The sequence below is a fragment of the Phytobacter cepae genome, assembly GCF_054165735.1.
The window spans coordinates 4,646,582-4,665,954 of the sequence record NZ_CM135107.1; the positions used below are offsets into that span (position 1 = coordinate 4,646,582).

Annotated in this window: 18 protein-coding genes; 3 read left to right on the forward strand and 15 right to left on the reverse strand. The window is 57.3% G+C overall.

The window, feature by feature from the left end; genetic code table 11:
* Window positions 1-96 precede the first annotated feature (96 nt).
* Together yjfN and ACUY4Q_RS21785 are read left to right on the forward strand one after the other, a co-directional pair.
* Entirely contained in the window at window positions 97-372 is a 276-nt protein-coding gene (gene yjfN / locus ACUY4Q_RS21780) for a DUF1471 family protease activator YjfN (protein ID WP_458044738.1), read from the forward strand.
* A 174-nt stretch (window positions 373-546) separates the two neighbouring features.
* The gene (locus ACUY4Q_RS21785; RefSeq protein ID WP_458044739.1) at window positions 547-2,481 is read left to right on the forward strand and encodes a methyl-accepting chemotaxis protein; all 1,935 of its coding nucleotides are present in this window, start codon (window positions 547-549) and stop codon (window positions 2,479-2,481) included.
* Here the strand turns inward: ACUY4Q_RS21785 and ACUY4Q_RS21790 are convergent.
* Window positions 2,478-4,097: an isovaleryl-CoA dehydrogenase gene (locus tag ACUY4Q_RS21790; RefSeq protein WP_458044740.1), complete on the reverse strand. Its 1,620-nt coding sequence runs from the start codon at window positions 4,095-4,097 to the stop codon at window positions 2,478-2,480. The genes ACUY4Q_RS21785 and ACUY4Q_RS21790 overlap by 4 nt on opposite strands.
* 162 nt (window positions 4,098-4,259) lie before the next feature.
* Here ACUY4Q_RS21790 and ACUY4Q_RS21795 point away from each other — a divergent pair, with 162 nt between their 5' ends.
* Entirely contained in the window at window positions 4,260-5,540 is a 1,281-nt protein-coding gene (locus ACUY4Q_RS21795; protein ID WP_458044741.1) for an MFS transporter, read from the forward strand.
* Window positions 5,541-5,659: 119 nt separating this feature from the next.
* Here the strand turns inward: ACUY4Q_RS21795 and ACUY4Q_RS21800 are convergent, their stop codons facing one another.
* The 14 genes from ACUY4Q_RS21800 to cuyA form a co-directional block, all read right to left on the reverse strand.
* Window positions 5,660-6,505, reverse strand: a complete 846-nt coding sequence (locus tag ACUY4Q_RS21800) for an IS3 family transposase (RefSeq protein WP_458047417.1) — start codon at window positions 6,503-6,505, stop codon at window positions 5,660-5,662.
* Window positions 6,490-7,002 (reverse strand): helix-turn-helix domain-containing protein, encoded by a 513-nt coding sequence (locus ACUY4Q_RS21805; RefSeq protein ID WP_072042734.1) that lies wholly within the window; start codon window positions 7,000-7,002, stop codon window positions 6,490-6,492. The genes ACUY4Q_RS21800 and ACUY4Q_RS21805 overlap by 16 nt, the downstream gene beginning before the upstream one ends.
* Before the next feature lie 532 nt (window positions 7,003-7,534).
* Window positions 7,535-8,269 (reverse strand): 23S rRNA (guanosine(2251)-2'-O)-methyltransferase RlmB, encoded by a 735-nt coding sequence (rlmB, locus tag ACUY4Q_RS21810; RefSeq protein ID WP_039077803.1) that lies wholly within the window; start codon window positions 8,267-8,269, stop codon window positions 7,535-7,537.
* Window positions 8,270-8,372: 103 nt separating this feature from the next.
* Window positions 8,373-9,170 (reverse strand): ABC transporter ATP-binding protein, encoded by a 798-nt coding sequence (locus ACUY4Q_RS21815; RefSeq protein WP_458044742.1) that lies wholly within the window; start codon window positions 9,168-9,170, stop codon window positions 8,373-8,375.
* Complete coding sequence (locus ACUY4Q_RS21820; RefSeq protein ID WP_458044743.1) at window positions 9,167-10,159, reverse strand: ABC transporter ATP-binding protein; 993 nt, start codon at window positions 10,157-10,159, stop codon at window positions 9,167-9,169. The genes ACUY4Q_RS21815 and ACUY4Q_RS21820 overlap by 4 nt, the downstream gene beginning before the upstream one ends.
* Window positions 10,152-11,009, reverse strand: coding sequence for an ABC transporter permease (locus ACUY4Q_RS21825; RefSeq protein WP_458044744.1), 858 nt, complete (start codon window positions 11,007-11,009; stop codon window positions 10,152-10,154). The genes ACUY4Q_RS21820 and ACUY4Q_RS21825 overlap by 8 nt, the downstream gene beginning before the upstream one ends.
* On the reverse strand, window positions 11,009-11,965 hold the full coding sequence (locus ACUY4Q_RS21830; protein WP_458044745.1) for an ABC transporter permease: 957 nt from the start codon (window positions 11,963-11,965) through the stop codon (window positions 11,009-11,011). The genes ACUY4Q_RS21825 and ACUY4Q_RS21830 overlap by 1 nt, the downstream gene beginning before the upstream one ends.
* Window positions 11,966-11,977: 12 nt before the next feature.
* A complete protein-coding gene (locus tag ACUY4Q_RS21835) occupies window positions 11,978-13,540 on the reverse strand; it encodes an ABC transporter substrate-binding protein (protein ID WP_458044746.1) in 1,563 nt (520 codons plus the stop codon).
* Between the two features lie 23 nt (window positions 13,541-13,563).
* A complete protein-coding gene (locus tag ACUY4Q_RS21840) occupies window positions 13,564-14,781 on the reverse strand; it encodes a M20 family metallopeptidase (RefSeq protein WP_458044747.1) in 1,218 nt (405 codons plus the stop codon).
* Between the two features lie 54 nt (window positions 14,782-14,835).
* On the reverse strand, window positions 14,836-15,612 hold the full coding sequence (locus tag ACUY4Q_RS21845) for an ABC transporter ATP-binding protein (protein WP_079497689.1): 777 nt from the start codon (window positions 15,610-15,612) through the stop codon (window positions 14,836-14,838).
* A complete protein-coding gene (locus ACUY4Q_RS21850) occupies window positions 15,612-16,382 on the reverse strand; it encodes an ABC transporter permease (protein WP_079497688.1) in 771 nt (256 codons plus the stop codon). The genes ACUY4Q_RS21845 and ACUY4Q_RS21850 overlap by 1 nt, the downstream gene beginning before the upstream one ends.
* Window positions 16,379-17,380: a taurine ABC transporter substrate-binding protein gene (locus ACUY4Q_RS21855; protein WP_458044748.1), complete on the reverse strand. Its 1,002-nt coding sequence runs from the start codon at window positions 17,378-17,380 to the stop codon at window positions 16,379-16,381. The genes ACUY4Q_RS21850 and ACUY4Q_RS21855 overlap by 4 nt, the downstream gene beginning before the upstream one ends.
* Window positions 17,381-17,455: 75 nt before the next feature.
* Window positions 17,456-18,181 (reverse strand): cysteate racemase, encoded by a 726-nt coding sequence (gene cuyB, locus ACUY4Q_RS21860; protein ID WP_458044749.1) that lies wholly within the window; start codon window positions 18,179-18,181, stop codon window positions 17,456-17,458.
* Entirely contained in the window at window positions 18,174-19,190 is a 1,017-nt protein-coding gene (gene cuyA / locus ACUY4Q_RS21865) for a D-cysteate sulfo-lyase (protein ID WP_458044750.1), read from the reverse strand. The genes cuyB and cuyA overlap by 8 nt, the downstream gene beginning before the upstream one ends.
* Between the last annotated feature and the right edge of the window lie 183 nt (window positions 19,191-19,373).

Below are 19,373 nucleotides of genomic sequence, written 5' to 3' on the forward strand. Positions count from 1 at the left end.
CATCCGTTTATGTTCGCCTGTGCACAATGGACTGTATGGATTCTCTCGCGACGGAATGCCCTGTCATCGATCGGGGTAACGTGAAATGGAGCTGATATGAAACGATCTCTTGCCTTAACCTCACTGCTGCTTTCAGTGGGTATGATAAGCACAACCGCGCAGTCGGCAGAGTTCGCGAGCGCTGATTGCGTCACTGGGCTGAATGAAATTGGCCTGATTTCTGTCAACAATATTTCCGGAAGTCCACAAGACGTCGAACGCGTTATCGCGTTGAAAGCCGATGAACAGGGTGCATCCTGGTATCGCATCATTCAAATGCAAGAAGAACAGCGAGCAGACAACTGGCGGGTTCAGGCCATCATTTATGCCTGACAGGCCGTACATCATGAAAAGCCACGTCAAATGCGTGGCTTTTTTGCTTTGACCCTTTGTTAACAACGAGTTACTGCAAAGATATATTTATGTAATATTTAGTTACATTGACAAATTAAATGTTATCGAATTATTGCCGTTGAAGGTGCTGACATTTTTTTCAGCGGATATTTTATGAGCACCTTTTTTAGTCGCATTGGACTCGGCACCAAACTTTCCCTTCTTACCGGCACCAGTGTAGCCGTGCTCTTTTTGGTATTTACCTTCCTGTTAAGCAATAAAGCCAGTCAACAGCTGGAAAACCTGGCGCTCGAAGACCTCCACAATCAGTCCACCGGCGTTCAGGATATGGTGGAGATGTTTAACAACAGCCTGAGCGAAGAGGTGGAAAGTTATACCCGCCTGTTCACCAGTTTTCTGCCTCAGCCAGTGACCATCGATCAATCGCAACGCCGTGAAATTAACGGTATCAGCGTACCCTTGCTGAAAGGAGGCGATAGCGACCTGCATGAAAACAACGCCACCGTTGATGATTTTCTGACTCGCACCGGCGCGATTGCCACCCTGTTTGTACGCAGTGGCGACGATTTTGTCAGGGTGGCCACCTCGTTACGTAAAGAGAATGGCGATCGCGCCATAGGCACGAAACTGGACAAAGCCAGCCCGGCTTTTGCTCCTGTCCTGAAAGGCGAAGTGTATCGGGGTCTGGCCCTGTTATTCGGCAAGCGCTACATCACACAATACCAGCCAGTTAAGGATACCCAGGGTAACACCATTGCCATTTTATTTGTCGGCATGGACATCACCCACTCGTGGGAGGTCATGCGCAGTAAGATCCTCGGACGCCAGCTGGGTGAAAGCGGTCATTTCTTCGTACTGGATCGCAATCGCGGCAAAAACTACGGTAACTACCTGTTCCACCCCAGTGAGGAGGGGAAACGTCCACAGTGGGATGAACAGGAGCTCGAAACCCTGCTGCAAAAGACGACCGGTACACTGGAACAGCAGCGTCCTGATGGACGCCAGCGTATGCTCTCCTGGATAACCGTACCTGGCTGGAACTGGACGGTGGTGGGCGAAGTCGATAAAGCGGTATTGCTTAATGACGTTAACAGCCTACGCAACCAGTTCCTGATAGCCGGGCTGGTGCTCTCTTTGCTATTTGCAGCGCTGTTTGTGGTGATTGTTCGCCGCTGGCTTACCCGTCCGCTGCGTGATGCCATTGGTCTCGCCAGCCGTTATGCATCAGGAGATTTGCGGGCCAGCCTGGAGGTCAAACGCCAGGATGAAGTGGGGCAACTCATTGATGCGATTAACGGAATCGGAAAGGGCCTGCACGCCATCGTGTTACAAGTGCGTGAATCCGCCAGCGACATTCATCTCGGCACCAATCAGCTTGCCGCCGACAGCAGTGAAATCAGTGAGCAGATCAACAAGCAGGCCAGCAGCGTTGAGGAAACCTCAGCCAGCATGGAGCAGCTCGCGGCCACCGTGCAGCAAAATGCGGCCAACATGGAAGAGATGCAGTCACTGGTCAATGAAACCTGTCAGGAAGTACAAAAGGGGGGAACGACTGTCGGAGAGGCCGTGACCACCATGGACGCGATCCGTACCGCCTCACAGCGCATTGCCGATATCACACATGTGATTGAATCCATCTCCTTCCAGACCAATATCCTGGCGCTGAACGCAGCAGTGGAAGCCGCGCGTGCCGGGGAACACGGTAAGGGCTTTGCGGTCGTGGCTCAGGAAGTACGCGCGCTGGCCGCGCGCAGCGCCAACGCGGTAAAAGAGATCGACGAACTGACCAGTGATACGCTGAAAAAAGTCCGTGAGGGCCACACGTTATCTGACAACACGCGCCAGGCGATGGAATCCATCACTGCGCATATGAACCATATTAATCAACTGGTTAATGAGATCAATAACGCCTCTCACGAGCAATCGGCAGGCATTAATCAGGTTAATATCGCCATGACACACATTGGTGAGGCAACGCACATCAACGCCGGACGGGTTTCGCGCAGTGAGCAAACCGCTGGCACCCTGCGCGAAAAAGGGGCGCACCTGACCGAGGTGGTGCGCCTGTTTAGCCTGAAGACAGATTAACCCGCACCACCCGTGGCACGCAGCAGCAGGTCATTTTGTACCTGCTGACCCACCACTGAAGCGCCACGCATATCCAGCATCATCCGGCACCAGGCCTGCGCCATCGTCGGGGGCGCAAATTGCAGCATCTGCGCCCCCGTCGCTAACAGATAGAGCTGCTGCGTTATTTCTCGCCCTTGTGCTTCCTGCGGTTTACGCAACTGCTGCTGTAACTGTCGCCAAGCCCGATCGAAATGTCGGTCCTGGCCTTTTACTGCCCCAAACGCATCATGCAACAGTTCGTTGATACCCTGCTGTTTGGTCAGCACGCGCAAGGCGTCGAGACACATGATATTGCCGGAGCCTTCCCAAATGCTGTTGACGGGCATTTCCCGGTAAAGCCGGGGAAGCTCGCTCTCCTCACAATAGCCAATGCCGCCGAGCACTTCCATCGCCTCAGCCACAAACGGCATACCCGCCTTGCAGACCGCAAATTTCGCCACCGGCGTAAACAGCCGAGCCCAGAGCGCCTCTTCCGGTGTTGCACGCGCATCCCAGGCACGCGCAAGACGAAATAAAAACGCCGTCTGCCCTTCCAGTTGTAGCGCCATCCGACTGAGCACGTCGCGCATCATCGGTTGATCGACGAGGTTTTTGCCAAAGACCTGGCGTTGATGAGCATGATACAGGGCCACTGAAAATGCCCGACGCATTAACCCATGGCTCCCCAGCGCGCAGTCAAAACGGGTCAGGCCGCCCATTTTGAGGATTTGACGCACGCCGTCCCCTTCGTCTCCTAATAGCCAGCCGCTGGCATCAAAGAACTCCGCTTCGCTACTGGCATTTGAACGGTTACCCAGCTTATCTTTCAGGCGTTCCAGCCGCACAGCGTTGCGCTGCCCGTCAGGCAAGAAACGCGGCACAAAGAAGCAGGAAAGCCCGCCCTCTGCCTGGGCGAGCACCAGATGCGCGTCGCTCTGTGGCACTGAGAAAAACCATTTATGCCCCACCAGCCGATAGCTGTCGCCGCTGCGTTCTGCACGGGTGGTATTGCTGAGTACGTCCGATCCCCCCTGCTTTTCCGTCATTCCCATGCCAATCAGCAGACCGCGCTTTTGGTTGCCAGGGGCCAGATGCGGATCGTAACGGTCGCTCATCAGGGGTTTCAGCCAGTCCCGGAAAGGCGTTGGCAGCGCCTGTTGCAGCAGGGGGGTCGCGGCAAACGTCATGGTGACGGGGCATAACGAACCGGCTTCCACCTGCGCGTGGAGCACAAACCGGGCCGCGCGTGCAACAAATGCGCCGCTGCGCGCCTCCTCTTCCCAGGGAAGATTGTGCACCCGATTGGCGCATAACCCTTGCATCAGTAAATGCCAGGCCGGATGAAAGCGCACATCATCAAGCCGTGCCCCCGTCGGGTCATAGCGCAGTAATTCGGGAGGATTAACGTTCGCCAGTCTGCCAAGCTCCAGCGATTCGGCGGTGCCCAGTTGCTGACCAATGCTCGCCAGTAAATCGGCATCCCAGGCAGCGCCTTCGCGCATGACGGCGTCATATAAGGCACGATCGGACAGGAAAAGATTACTGTTATTCAGGGGGATGGGTTGATTGAAAACGGTATGCGTTTGCCAGTGCATCTGTTTGCCCTCCATCAATGGCAGTGAGGGTAAGTATGGTCAGATGAGTAGCGTTCCGCCCGCGATGACGGTCACAAAACGGTGTGTATGGGCGCTTTCTGTTTGCGTTACCCGCACTTAGCAGCGAGGCTTAAGTTCATGAAACCAGGAACGGTGATGCCCATGACAACGACACTCGCGCAAAGAAGAGCACTGGTCGCAGGCTCTATCGGTAATTTTATTGAATGGTACGAATTTGCCGTCTATGGCTTTCTGGCCACGGTAATAGCGAAAAACTTCTTCACCCTCGAAGGGGAATCCGCCATTACCAGCCTCATTCTTACCTATGCGGCGTTTGCAGTGGCGTTTTTCTTTCGCCCGTTAGGTGCGGTGGTGTTTGGCCGCATGGGCGACAGGATAGGTCGTAAACCGACGCTGATTATTGTCCTCGTACTGATGACGCTAGCCACGGCGGCCATTGGCCTGGTGCCGGTGTATGCGAGTATAGGCGTTGCCGCGCCGCTGCTTATTACCATTCTGCGCATTCTGCAGGGTCTGTTCGCCGGTGGAGAATACGGGGGTGCCGTCTCGCTGATGACTGAGTTTGCCCCAAAGGGTAAGCGTGGATTGTACGGTGCATGGCAGTCATTAACCGTCGCTCTCGGCCTGCTGGCAGGCGCAGGTGTGGTGGCGCTCCTGTCGGTCCTGCTCTCCCCGGAAGCCCTCCACGATTGGGGCTGGCGCATTCCCTTTTTCCTCGCGATTCCCATGGGCGCCGTTGCGCTCTGGCTTCGTGTTCATATGGAAGAAACGCCCAGCTTTGTACGTCAGCAAACCCAGGCCGCGCCTCCTCAGGCTGCCAGTTTCGTCAGTACGTTGAAAGCCATCATCACCGGCATTGGCCGCCTGATGGTCTGGTCCGCAGCGGGTTATACCTATCTGGTGATTATGCCAACCTACCTTCAGTCGGCGCTGCACACTGGCTTTAACCAGGCATTGCTGATTGCGGTGATTTCTAATGCCGGGTTCGCTCTGACGATTATCCCCTCCGGCATGCTCAGTGATCGGATAGGTCGACGCACCGTGATGGTCACCGCCGCAGTGCTGTTACTCATCCTGGCGCTGCCGCTGCTGAAAGTCTTACAGGCGGAATCAAGCACGATATTTATCAAGGCGGTGGTGGTGTTTATCGCTGGTGGGCTGGTAGGAATGCTGGCAGGGCCTGGGCCCGCCATGCTGGCGGAGATGTTCCCAACCAGGGTGCGTTACACCGGTCTGGGGCTGGCCTATTCACTGTCGAATGCGATTTTCTCAGGCTGTGCGGGGTTGATCATTACCGGACTGATTAAGCAGACGGGGAATCTGGATATTCCGGCATATTACGTGATGGCGACGGCGGTGGTCAGCGTGATTGCGCTGATGACGCTCAGGAAGGACGACCATCAGCGTTCACTGGAGGAGTAGTGCGGTCTGATGCCCTCACCCCAGCCCTCTCCCACGGGGAGAGGGAGCAAACCGTGCGGTCTGATGCCCTCACCCCAGCCCTCTCCCACGTGATCTGAACCCCATAACCTGGAACAGATTCAGGTCTGAGCGTGCCACTGAGTCCGGTAATTTACCGGGCTCAGCCCTCCCAGTCCCATCTTTATTCTGTCATGGTTATAGTAATGGATGTATTTCCCTGTCGCCGTTTCCAGCTCCGACACGTTTTCATACCTTATTCCGTAGAACATCTCCGTTTTCAGCACCGCGAAGAAGCTCTCCATTGCCGCATTATCCAGACAGTTACCCCGTCGCGACATGCTCTGGTGGAGCCCGTGTTTCTCCAGCGTGCTTCGCCATTGACGCATCCGATACATCCAGCCCTGATCGCTGTGCAGTACCGCTCCCTGTCTGACAGTGCCTGAACTCAGCAGGGCATCCAGCATTTTTTCCGCCAGCACATACGCCGGACGCGATGCCATATTGGCCGCCACTATTTCCCTGTTGTAAAGGTCCATTACCACAGACAGATACAGTTTCGCGTTGCCCACCCGGAACTCCGTCACATCGGTTACCAGTTTCACTCCCCACGTGTCAGCGCTGAAGTCCCTGTTTAACAGATTGTCGACGGGCTCCAGTTCAGCGGCCCCCTGCCAGCTCCGGTATTTCTTCCTGCGTGTCAGCGCCTGACAGTCCAGCTCTCTCATCAACCTCGACACTTTTTTATGGTTAATGCGGTGGCCCTGCGCCTGCAGCTCATTTGTCACCCGCCGGTAGCCGTAGCGCCGTTTATGGCGAACAGCAGTGGACATAATGAGGTCGCATATCGGATCCGGACTGACCACACGTGCGTCGCGCTTTTGCCGGTCATACCATGTGCTTTGCGCAAGCTCAGCCGCTTCCAGCAAGCGGGACAGCCGGTGTTCGGGGATCAGTGCCCTGACGATAAGGGCTTTTTCTTTCCCTTTTGCGCTTTTTCTTTCATCAGGGCGTCCAGCTTTTCCAGATAAGCTTTTTCGGCACGCAGGTAAAGCACTTCATCAACCAGTTGTTCCGGTGTCATTTCCTCAGGCGGTTTACCGCGATGTGATGGCTTACGGATCATATGTTTATCCTCGTGACTGTCTGGCGCTAACTGTCCGTTTGCTGCGCGTCTGGCCCAGCTACTGACTGTTTTGTGATCAGGAATATTAAACCGTGCAGCCGTCATTCGCACAGAGAGATGTTCACGCTGCATGGTCTGGATGACCTGAAGGCGAAAATCATCGGAGTAAGAACGGCGTGAGGGGCGAAGTGCAGCCTCACCATGAAAGCCGTAAGCGCTGACCCAGGCACGAAGAGAGGGCTCGGGACAGCCGTACTGGCGTGCAGTGGATGTGAGGCTGTTGCCGCCCTCCACATACGCCCGGACGGCGGCCAGCTTAATGTCGAATGTGTACTTCATAAGAACCTCCGAAAAACTGGTTTGGGATTCCAGGTTTCGGGGTTCAGATCAACGGGGGGAGGGATCCCCACAAATAATGCGTGCACGGACAGTCCCCTCTCCTCTTTGGGGAGAGGGTAAGGGTGAGGGGAAACATGCGGCTCTGAGGGTTATTCCGTTCACCTTATGTTCCTTGCTTTTCTATAAACCTGTGAACGTGCCAGGGTGGTTCACCGCCACCACCCTGGCGACCCGGGCTCCCGGCCAGGAAAATCGCCGCTGGCGCGGTCCACTGCGCATATTCCTTCAGGCTAATCGGGGACGGGCGAAGGTAACGTCCGTGTAAAGTCGCCCTCGCCGCGCATCCCTGCGCGGCGCCCCGGCCTTGCGGATACGCTTCGTCGATTTTCAGCCGGACCCAGTCATCGCGGTGACTGTTTTATTCTCATGGCGCAGTGTTATCGCTGTAATACGTACTGTTACTGGGGCTCCCTCAGCCCTTGAGGGAGAGGGTGCAAACACTAAAAAGGCAACTTACGTTGCCTTTTGCAGTTTATTTTGTGCGCTGGCGAACGGCTTCGAACAGGCAGATGCCGGTGGCGACCGACACGTTCAGTGACGACACGCTGCCCGCCATCGGAATGCTGATCAACTCATCGCAATGCTCACGTGTCAGACGACGCATCCCCTCACCTTCCGCACCCATCACCAGCGCCATCGGGCCGGTCATTTTGCTCTGGAACAGGGTGTGGTCAGCTTCACCCGCAGTGCCGACAATCCAGATATTCTCTTCCTGCAGCAACCGCATGGTACGCGCCAGGTTGGTCACCCGGATCAGCGGGACGTTTTCTGCCGCACCACAGGCCACTTTTTTGGCGGTCGCGTTTAACTGGGCTGATTTGTCTTTCGGCACGATGATAGCGTGAACGCCCGCCGCATCGGCGCTACGCAGGCAGGCCCCCAGATTGTGTGGATCGGTGACGCCATCGAGGATCAAGAAGAAAGGCTGATCGAGGCTGGCGATCAGATCCGGCAGATCGTTTTCCTGGTACTGACGGCCTGGCTTCACGCGGGCGATGATGCCCTGATGAACCGCGCCTTCGCTTTTCTCATCCAGATATTGACGGTTAGCGACCTGAATCACGACACCCTGCGCTTCCAGCGCATGGATCAGGGGCATCAGGCGTTTGTCTTCGCGACCCTTAAGAATAAAGACTTCCTGAAAACGCTCCGGAGCGCGTTCCAGCAGGGCCTGCACCGCATGGATGCCGTAAATCATTTCACTCATCAATGGTACTCATTTGAGGCGATATCGCCGGGTTAAAGAAGCTGTGAGACATTCACATCGCCCCATTATAACCGACATAGCCTTCAAATCGACTCCTGAACGTTCAACCGTTCACCACCGCGCGTCTGGCCTCGTAAGTCACCGGGTATTCAGGCAGCCGCGCACTCAGTAAATAGCGCGTGTAGTCCTGCGTCGGCTGGGTGAAGATGCGCTCGCTCTCCCCCTGCTCCACAATCTTGCCGCGGTACATCACCCCCACACGGTCAGCAATATGGCGCACCACGTTTAAATCGTGAGAGATAAACAGATAGGCCAGCCCATATTCCCGCTGGAGTGACATCAGCAGGTTGAGGATTTGCGACTGAATGGAAACGTCCAGTGCGGAGACGGGCTCATCGCAGATAATGAGCTTAGGCTTTAGAATCAACGCCCTGGCAATGCCGATTCGCTGGCGCTGACCGCCGGAGAATTCGTGCGGGTAGCGGGCGACATCCTGCGGGCGTAGCCCTACATGCTCCAGCATTTCTGCGACCTGTGCTTTGCGATTTTTGACACCGTGGATGATAAGCGGCTCCTCCAGGCTGTAGCCAATGCTGCGCTTTGGGTCGAGGGAGGAGAGCGGGTCCTGAAAAATCATCTGCATCTCCCGACGCACCCGCTGCCACTGCGTGGCACTTTGCCCCAGCAGCGACTGCCCCTCAAAGTGCACCTCGCCACCTGAGGCTGGCGTCAGCCCCAGAATCAACCGTCCGGTGGTACTTTTACCACTGCCAGATTCTCCCACCAGCGCCCAGGTTTCCCCGGCGTTAATCGAGAAACTGACGTTGTCCACCGCCTGCACCGTCTGCCCACGGCGGTGAAAGGTTCTGGATAAGTTGTTCACCTGCAAAAGTGCCGTCATCCCGGTAACCCCTCCGTTTCGTCTGCGCGCCAGCAGCGCACGTTGTGATGTTCACCGTTTACCTTTCGCAACGCCGGCGGTTGTGCCCGACAACGCGGCTGCGCCAGCGGGCAGCGATCGGCATAGGTACAGCCAGCCGGTAAATCATGCAACGAGGGAACCTGGCCGCGAATTTCTGCCAGCGGGGTTTTTGATTGGTGCTCCACCGATGGACGAGCCGCCAGCAGCGCCCGCGTGTAAGGATGGCGCGGGCTGGCAAAAAGCGTGTGGACGTCGGTCTCTTCGACAACCTGACCGGCATAGAGCACCACTACACGCTGGCACAACCGCGCCACCACGCTGAGATCGTGGGTAATAAACACGATACCCATGCCCGTCTGCTGTTTGATGTCATCCAGCAAGTCGAGGATTTGTGCCTGAATAGTGGCATCCAGCGCGGTGGTGGGCTCGTCAGCAATCAGCAGCGATGGCGAGGTGGCAATCGCCATTGCGATCATCACCCGCTGGCGCATCCCGCCGGAGAGCTCATGGGGCCAGGCGCTGGCACAACGGCCAGGGTCGGGTATGCCGACCTGTTCGAGCAGGCTGAGGATTTTTTCCTGCCGCTGGCGGCGAGTCAGCGTGGTATGTAAGCGTAAACTTTCCGCAATTTGATAGCCGACGGTCATCACCGGATTGAGGCTGGCAAGCGGGTCCTGGAAAATCATTGCCATATCGCGACCGCTGCGCTGCCGACGCGCCCTGGCGGAGAGCGTATGCAACGCCTGGCCTGCCAGCATCACCTCCCCTTCAATCCGCGTCGTGCGGGGTGAGAGCAGCCCCATCAGGGCCTGGGCGGTGACGCTTTTACCACAGCCTGACTCGCCAATAATGCCCAACGTTTCATGGGCGTTTACCTCAAAAGAGACGCCGCGCACGGGGGATATCACCCCCTGACGGGTGGCGAAATTGACTTCAAGGTGCCTGACCTGTAGCAATGTCTCAGCCATGACGCCCTCCCTGTTTTAGCAAGCGCAGCACGCGCCGTGGCAGTGGTTTCAGGCCAGGATCGGCGCTGTCGCGCAGATCGTCGCCGATAATATTCAACCCCAGAATCAGCAGCACAATGGCCGCCCCAGGGAAGAAGGTCATCCACCAGGCGGTAAAGATCACGGCTTTTCCTTCCAGCAGAAGGTTACCCAGGCTGGGCATCGGCGGAGGCACGCCGGAACCGAGAAAACTGAGCGCCGCCTCGGTGAGAATGGCGACCGAGAAGACCCAGCTCACCTGCACGATAAACGGCGACACCACATTCGGCAGCAGATGCAGCCAGATAATGCGTGAGGCCGATGCCCCCTGCGCCCGCAGTGCCTCGATAAAGTTTTTCTCTTTGATGACCATCGCCGCACCGCGAATCACACGGGCAATCGACGGCACGTAGACCAGCGACAACGCCAGCACCACGTTGCTGATTTTTGGCCCTAACACGCCAACAATCGCAATCGCCAGCAGCAGCGACGGGAAGGCAAAGAGTCCGTCGCAGACGCGCATCAGAATGCGATCCACCGGACGATACCAGGCGCACAGCAGACCGATGGCCAGGCCTGTTACACCTGCAATTACCGCCACCGCCGCACCCACCGACAGCGATACGCGCACCGCCAGTGCGACACGCACAAAGAGATCGCGACCAAAGTTGTCGGTTCCGAACCAATGTTGTAACGAAGGCGGCTTCAGGCGGCTCAGCGGGTCGATGCTGTAAGGGTCGTAGGGGCTGATGGCGCTGGCAAAAAACGACAGCAGCACGATCGCCAGCAACAGCGCGGGCCAGATCCAGACTCCGGGATTTTTTCCGATCATCAGCGGCTTTCCCCCTCAACGGACAAACGTGGATCGGCAAGGTAGCTCAGCAGATCCACCGCCAGATTCACCAGCACATAGCACACGGTAATCAGCAGCACTACGCCCTGAATCACCGTCACGTCGCGCCGCTCTATCGAATCAACAATCAATGAGCCAACGCCGGGAATGCCGAACACGCTCTCAATGACAATCGTGCCCGTCACCAGTGAGGCGAAGGATTCCCCACAAATAGTCAGAATCGGGATCAGCGCATTACGCAACGTATGGCGCAGCAGCACCAACCGCTCCGGCACCCCTTTCGCCCGCGCCGTGCTGATAAAATGCTCCTGCATCACATCCAGCATCACCGCCCGGGTCATACGGGCAATCAGTGCCGCAATGCGCAACCCCAGCGCGAACGCCGGCAGGGTGAGATACCAGACGTTAAGCCACAGCGAGTCGTTGGTAGAGCGGTACCCTACCACCGGGAACCAGCGCAGCTGGACGGCAAAAAAGAAGATCAGAAACAGCCCCAGCAGAAAGCCGGGGACTGACATGCCTAAGGTGGCGAGCGCACGAATGGCTTTATCGATAACACCACCATGCTGCCACGCACTCACCACACCGCCGAGCAGCCCAAGCACCAGCGCGATGGCCTGGGCATAGAGCGCCAGCGCCAGCGTCGGGGTCAGATGCTGTAAAAAGAGGGTCATCACGCTGGTATTAAGAAACAGCGAATGACCGAGGTCGCCCGTTAAGATGCCAGCAAACCAACTGACAAACTGCACCAGCAGCGGCCTGTCCAGCCCCATCTGTTGGCGCATAGCGGCAACGTCAGCCGGGCTTGCATCGTTACCGAGGATAACCAGCGCCGGATCGCCCGGCGCCAGATGAATCAAACAGAACACCACCACCGAAACCACCAGCAGTACCGGCAGCAGCGCCAGCAGGCGGTGAAAGAGGTATCGTTTCATCGCCTTCTCCCGTCAGGGCTGAGTGACGCTCAGGTTCCACAGAATCGGCCCGCTCAGATCCTGATAACCTTTAACGTTGTTTTTAATCGCGACCGCATCCGGCGTGGTGCGCCCCAGCACAATCACCGGCAGGTACTGCCAGAGCAGAACGTTGAGTTTATCCACCAGCGGACGCGTCTCTTTCAGGGTCGCGGCCTGCTTGATGGCATCCAGCACGCCGTCAATTTCCGGGCTATCGCTTAATCCCGGGAATTTTGCCCGCGAGTCGAGGAACGGATACTGATGCAGCACCTGGCGCATGGTGAACTCCAGCGCACAGAGATCGAAGTTTTTCGGATCCTGGCGGCGCTGCAGCACCGTCGGCCAGTCGTAAACATCGAGACGGGACTTCACGCCAATCTGTTTGAGCACCTGCTGGGCGACGATCGCCAGGTTATACAGCTCGGCATACTCTTTGGTGGCGATAATCACCACCTCTTCGCCTTTATAGCCCGACTCTTGTACCAGCTTGCGCGCCTCATCCAGCTTATGCTGATTCCAGTACGGCTTACCGGCATCGCTGTACCAGTCCACCTGATCCGGGAAGCCCAGCGATGGCCCCTCTTTAAAGAAGCGCGGATCGCTATAGCCCGCCAGCAGAGTCTGGTGCACATCCAGCGCCAGGTTAAACGCCTGGCGCAGCTTGACGTTGGCAAACGGCCCCTGATTTTTATTAAACAGATAAGTGATAAGCGAACCACCGCTTTGCGGCTGGAACAGCGAAATGTCCGGCGCGCTGGCGAGGGTATCGATATTGTCCTTCGGCAACTGGAACACCAGGTCATACTCCCCGGTCATCGCCCCCGCCAGGCGGGTGGACTCATCAGTGATGTAGCGGAACCAGATGTCTTTGACGTCCGCTTTTTTCTGCCCGGACAGCCCGCTGGCCGCTTCGGTACGCGAGGCATACTGGTCGTAACGGGTCAGATGCAGATAATCTCCGGCTTTAAATTCCGCCAGCTTGTAGGGGCCGGTGCCAATCAGTTCAGTGACCGGTTTTTTACTGCTGTTCGCTTCATCAATAATGCGTTTCGGCATGATGGCAGCGATGTTTTTCACGTCCGCCAGCACGTTGAGAGTAATGAGCGACGGCGCGGGCAGGGTAAAGGTGACGGTCTTGTCGTCGACTTTGCTGAACTGCACGCCCGGCAGGTTGGCTTTACCCTGGGTCGACACAGTGAGCCAGCGGTTCATGGAGGCCACCACGTCATCGGCGGTAAGCAACTGTCCGTCGTGGAAATGAATACCATCACGCAATACGAAGGTGTAGGTTTTGCGATCGTCGCTTAGTGTGTAGCTCTGCACCAGCTCCGGCACCGGCTCGTAGCGGGCATTAATGGTAAATAGCGTCTCGAAGATATGGCGGTCCACATCCGAAGTGGCGTTGTTGGTGGTGAGATACGGGTCCAGCGTTCCCGGACGGTTACCGTAAGCGATATTGAGCGTGGCGTTCCGATTAACGGTTTCCGCCTGCGCATTCCCCAGAGGTAAAACCGCCGCCAGCATCAGCGCGGCGGCAGAAAACAGCATTTTCATTATGTTGTGGCTCCAGTCGGGTATCAGGCAGCCTGGGTCGCAGTACTGCGCCCGGCGAATTCATCTTTGGTTTCCTGCAACAGCGCCGCATCGGTCAGTAAACGCAGGCCGGTACGCGCCAGCACCTGCGCGCCGGTGACCAGGGCTTCGTAGCCTTTTACCGAGTTCGCTGCTTCACGGAATGCCACGGTGTGACCGATAAGATCGTCCGGGCCGATTTTGATATAGGGGTGTCCGGTCGGTACCGCATGGCTGATATCGCCGGCGTCGGTTGAACCCAGCCCCTCTTTCTCTTTCAGCTCGACCTCTTCCCCGGCGGCGGTGAACTCGTCGAGCAGGACGCTGTTCAGGGTATGGTTGATGTTGAAATCACGCGGGCCAACCTGGTGCTCAATTTTCACCGTGGTGCCGGTTGCCAGTGCAACGCCTTCGGCAATGGCGCGGATGCGCGGCTCAAGCGCCAGCACCTCTTCGCGGGTATGGGCGCGAATGTAGTAGTGGGCGGAAGCGTATTCCGGGATCACGTTTGGAGCCTGACCGCCGTTAGTGATAATGCCGTGGACGCGAATCCCGTCCGGCAACTGCTGGCGCAGCACGCTGATGCCGTTGTAGAGCAGGACCAGCGCATCCAGCGCGTTGACCCCTTTGTGCGGCGAGCTCCCCGCATGGGAAGGCTTACCGTAGAAATGGAAATAGAGATGATTGTTGGCCAGCGACGGGCCGGAAAGGCGGGTTTTACCTGCCGGGTGCACCATCAGTGCGACATCAACATTATCAAGGAAGCCATGCTCAACAAAGCGGGCTTTCACGTTACCGTTCGCGCCGCCTTTACCGCGCAGTCCACCCTCTTCCGCCGGAGTGCCGAGCACTACCACTTTACCGCCGGTCTGATCCAGCACCTGACTTAAGGCTACCGCCGCCGCAATGCTGGTGACGCCAATGATGTTGTGTCCGCAGGCGTGACCAATGTCGATCAGCGCATCGTATTCCGCCAGATACGCAATGGTTGGCCCCGGTTTACCGCTCTCTTTGACGGCGTAAAAGGCGGTCTCGTGCCCGGCCACGTTGGAGGTCACGGTAAAGCCATGCTTCTCCAGCAGTTGGGTCAGCACCCCGTTGGCGTAATACTCGTTATTCCCGGTTTCGGGATGGGCATGAATATCTTTGGCTATTGCCACATACTCGTCGCGGTGCTGATGAATGCTCTCTTCCAGACGGTCTCGTAATTCGCTCGTGCTCATTGCTTCCACCTCAGTAATGACAGTTGATTCATTCCCGACACCGGGAACAGGGAGTTAACCTAAATGACGCTTCGCCTCCTGGCGGACGCGGTGTAAAACGTGCTGCTTGATTTCGCCGTAACGCGGGTGCTCCGCCAGCGTTTCGATATCGCGCTCGCGGCCAAAGGGCAGGACAATCTCTTCGACGATTTTTCCCGGTTTGGCCGACATCACCAGAATGCGGTCGGCCAGAAACAGTGCTTCTTCCACATCGTGGGTGACGAACAGCAGCGTGGTGCCGGTCGTCAGCCAGGCTTCACGCAGCAGCTCCTGCATCATCAGGCGGGTTTGTGCATCCAGTGCGCCGAAGGGTTCATCCAGCAGCAGCACTTCTGGCCCCGGCAGCCAGGCGCGGGCCAGCGCCACACGCTGCTTCATACCCCCGGAAAGCTGCCACGGCGCATGCTGCTCAAAGCCTTTCAGGCCCACGCGGTTCAGCCAGTCCTGCGCCCGCGCATTGACCTCTTCTTTTTGATAGCGGCCCAGGCGCGGGCCAAAGGTGACGTTATCCAGCACCGACAGCCACGGGAACAGATTCGGCTGCTGGAAAATCATGCCGCGCTCCGGCCCCGGCTGCCGCACCGGTTTTCCGCTCGCCAGCACGCGGCCGCTGTCCGGTTTGGTAAACCCGGCGACGAGGTTGAGAATGGTGGATTTGCCGCAGCCCGACGGGCCTAACAGTACGACAAACTCCCCTTTATCGAGGGTGAGATCTATCCCCTCCAGCACCGTAAACGGCTGCGGTTTAGCCGCAAACGAGAGGGAGACATTTTCAAGCGCGATGGCACTCATTATTCTTTCCCCGCCCATGGGACAAACAGACGTTGCAGCCCCAGCAGTAATAAATCCAACAGATACCCCGTCCCGCCCAAGAGCAGGATGCCGAGCATGACGATATCGGTACGCAAATAAGAGCTGGCGTTAATCACCATCCAGCCGAGGCCTGAACTGGCGGCGACCATCTCAGCGGCAATCAACGAGGTCCAGCCAATACCAATAGAGAGCCTGACGGTGGTAAAGAGATCCGGCAGGGCATCCGGCAGCACCACGCGCAGGAAAATCTGCCCTTTGGTGGCGCCCAGCGTTTGCGCGACCCGTATGCGTGCCCGACCAATCCGCTCCACCGCCGCCGACGCCCCCACCACCACACTCAGGAAGGTGGCGATAAAGATCAGGAAGAATTTCGACGCTTCCCCTATCCCCAGCCAGACCACGGCCAGCGGGATCAGCGCGATTTTCGGTAACGGGCGCAGGAACTGCACAAACGGGTTAAGCACCGCGGACAAACCGGGCGACAGCCCCATCAGCAGTCCGAGCGGGATACCCAGCACAATCGCGACCGCAAAAGCGCTCAGCGCACGGGCCAGGCTCACCGCCACATGCTGCCAGAGCGGGACCTGGCGGTAACCGTCCGCCAGCAGCTCTTCAGCCGTCAGGCCAATATCGGTGAGTGACGGCAGTAACAGCGGGTCCACCCATTGCCGGGTGGCCGCCAGTTGCCAGAGCGCGAAGAAAACCGCCACCGAAAACACGCTGATGGCGATATGCTGACCTACTTTCATTTTGCCGCCGCTTCCCGGATGTAACGAGAATCAATCGCCGTGTCCCAGTTGTCCGGGATATCCTGCTTACGAATTTCGCCAATGCCTGCGAGGAAGTTAGAGGTTTTAGTCAGCGCCTTGCCGATGCCGCTATGGGTGGTGTCCGTGCCGTTACCCAGCCAGGCCGCAGTGCCCTGCTCAGCAAGCGTTGGGTACTCCAGCCCGCCCAGCGTATTGGCAGCAGTGGTGACCGGTGCGCCTACTTCTTTCGCAACGATGGCGGCAGCGCTTTCCGGGTCTTTCTTAAAATCGTCGACTTTCTGCTGATGCACGCGCAGGAAGGCGCTCACTGCTTCCGGGTACTGTTCGGCAAAGGCCTTGCGTACCACGTAGTTGTTGTAAATCAGGTAACCATCTTTCTGCAGATCTTTGGTGGCAAAGACCTGATGGCCGCCGGAGGATTCCAGCTCCTGCGCAAAGGGGGCCCAGACGTACCCTGCGTCAATATCGCCGCGTTTCCACGCCGCCACCATCTCTGCCGGGCGCAAAGGCAACAGCGTTATTTTGCTGCGATCGAGTTTATTGACGCTGATTGCCGCTTCCAGAGCATAAGCCGCCGTAGAATTTGGCGGATAGGCCACGCGCTTCCCTTCAATATCTTTAATCGTGTTGATGCCGTCTTTGCCAATTAAACGTTCATAGCTGGCAATGACGCCTGAGACGCCAATAATTTCCACAGGCAATTTGCGGACAATACCTGCGGTTGCCGGACTGGAGCCAAAATTGGCAATATCAATCGCATTGCTGGCGAAATAATTAAGGGCATCGGCACCGGACGCAAATTGCACCCACTTCACCTGGCTGTGTAAGGTTTTATCTAAAGAGCCGTCGGCTTTGGCGAGCATTAATACCTGCGAGCCGCCGCTATAAGCCACGCGGACTTCAGGAGGATTGGCGGCCATACTGATATTGGCCCACAGGCTGCCTGCGGCGAGTAATATTCCGAGCGTTTTTTTCATTTGTTTTTCCTTGCGGTAAATGCGCGTCATTTCTCCCGCGACGCAGGAGAAAAGGGTCAATCAAAGCGTGTTGTTTTATGCCAGCTGCGTGAGGCGATAGTCCTGCCAGAGGCGGGAACATCGCTCGGCCAGCGCGCGTGCGGGGTCGTAGGTAAGTGACAGGAACGGTGCATCCACCGCACGCAGCGCCACCGGGACTTCCGTGCAGGCCAGCACCAGTTGCTGCGCGCCGCGCGCCATCAGCGCCTGCGCCTGCAATGAGAGCAGCTCGCCGCCTTCAGCCAGTTTGCCGCGCTTCACCGCATAGCAGCCGGGCACAAACCACTCCGCCAGTTCGTCTTCGGTGGGCGTAATGGATTCAATGCCCTGTTCACTGAAACGCTGCTGAAACCAGCCGGCGTCCAGCGTCCCTTTGGTGGCGATAATGCCCACACGTTCGGGCTTGTTAGCCGCCGTTAGCAGCGCATCCAGGGTGGCATCTACGATGTGCAAAATGGGCGCATCGCTGGCGGCGCGGAGCTGCGGATACCAGTGGTGTGCGGTATTGCAGGGGATCGCGATATGGCTCGCCCCCGCCCGATTCAGTTTTTCAATGCCCTCAAGCAGTTGAGGCAATGGCGACGGGCCAACCCCAGCCAGCGCTTTTTGCCGGTCGGCGATTTGCGGCACGTTCCAGACCACCGATGGCAGGTGATGCTGATCGCTCTGCGCCGGGGTGACGTCGAGCAATTGGTGCTGAAAATCAAGGGTGGCGAGCGGCCCCATGCCGCCCAGCACACCAAGCAAGAAAGGCTTAGCCATGACGGGCATGCGCCTCCAGCACCTGGCGATAGCCAAACAGGCCAACGGAACCACCGGTGTGGATAAACACCACGTTCTCATCCTTACGGAAATGGCCTTTACGAATCAGGTCGATAAGCCCGGCAGCCCCTTTCCCGGAATAGACCGGATCCAGCAGAATGCCTTCGTGACGCGCAAAGAGGGTCAGCGCCTCCAGCATACTCTCGGCCGGCAGACCGTAGCCGTCACCGACGTAATCGCTGTTCGCCACCACCGCCTCACGCGGCAGCTCACCCGGCACACCCAGCAACGCCAGGGTGCGTGAAGCCAGATTCCAGACGTTCTCTTCCTGTTTTGCCCTGGGTGCGCGAACGCTTATCCCCAGCACCGGCACCTGGCTGTTCGTTGCGGTAAACCCGGCGACCAGCCCGGCCTGGGTGCCGGTGCTGCCGGTGGCGTGCACCACATGATCAATACGCAAACGTAACTGTGAAGATTGATAGAGGAGCTCTTCGGCGCAGGCGACGTAGCCCAGCGCACCAATCGGGTTAGACCCACCGCCAGGGATGATGTAGGGGTTATGCCCTTGTTCACGCAGCGTCGCAGCATACTCCTCCATCGCCTGCTGCATGTCGGTGCCGCCCGGCAGATGCGCGACAATTTCGCCCCCCAGCAAATCATCCAACAGGACGTTGCCGGAGCGCTGGTAATCTTCACCAAAATCAGTGACCCGTTTTTCCAGCAACACTTTCGCGGCAAGCCCCAATTTTGCCGCCCCGGCAATGGTCTGGCGCACATGGTTAGATTGCGTTGCGCCCTGGGTAATAATGACGTCGGCTTTTTTCTCCAGCGCATCGGCCAGCAGAAATTCCAGTTTGCGGGTTTTATTTCCGCCGCTGGCAAGTCCCGTTGCATCATCACGCTTAATCCATATTTTGGGACCACCGAGCAAGGCAGTGAGATTATTTAATGGCTCCAGTGGAGTAGGAAAATGGCCGAGTGACAGTCGGGGAAAACGCGCCAGGTGCATGGGGTGACTCCTTGCTAAATAAGCGAATAGCTGATGCAAGTCACTATACACATCTGATTCTGGCGGCTAATCACCAATAATAAATATCGATTTTCACAATTTAACTAAGCAGGGAAATAACCGTCCGGAGGGCTATATCTATTACGCGCGGGAATATATTACGTTAAAAAAGAATAACCCCTC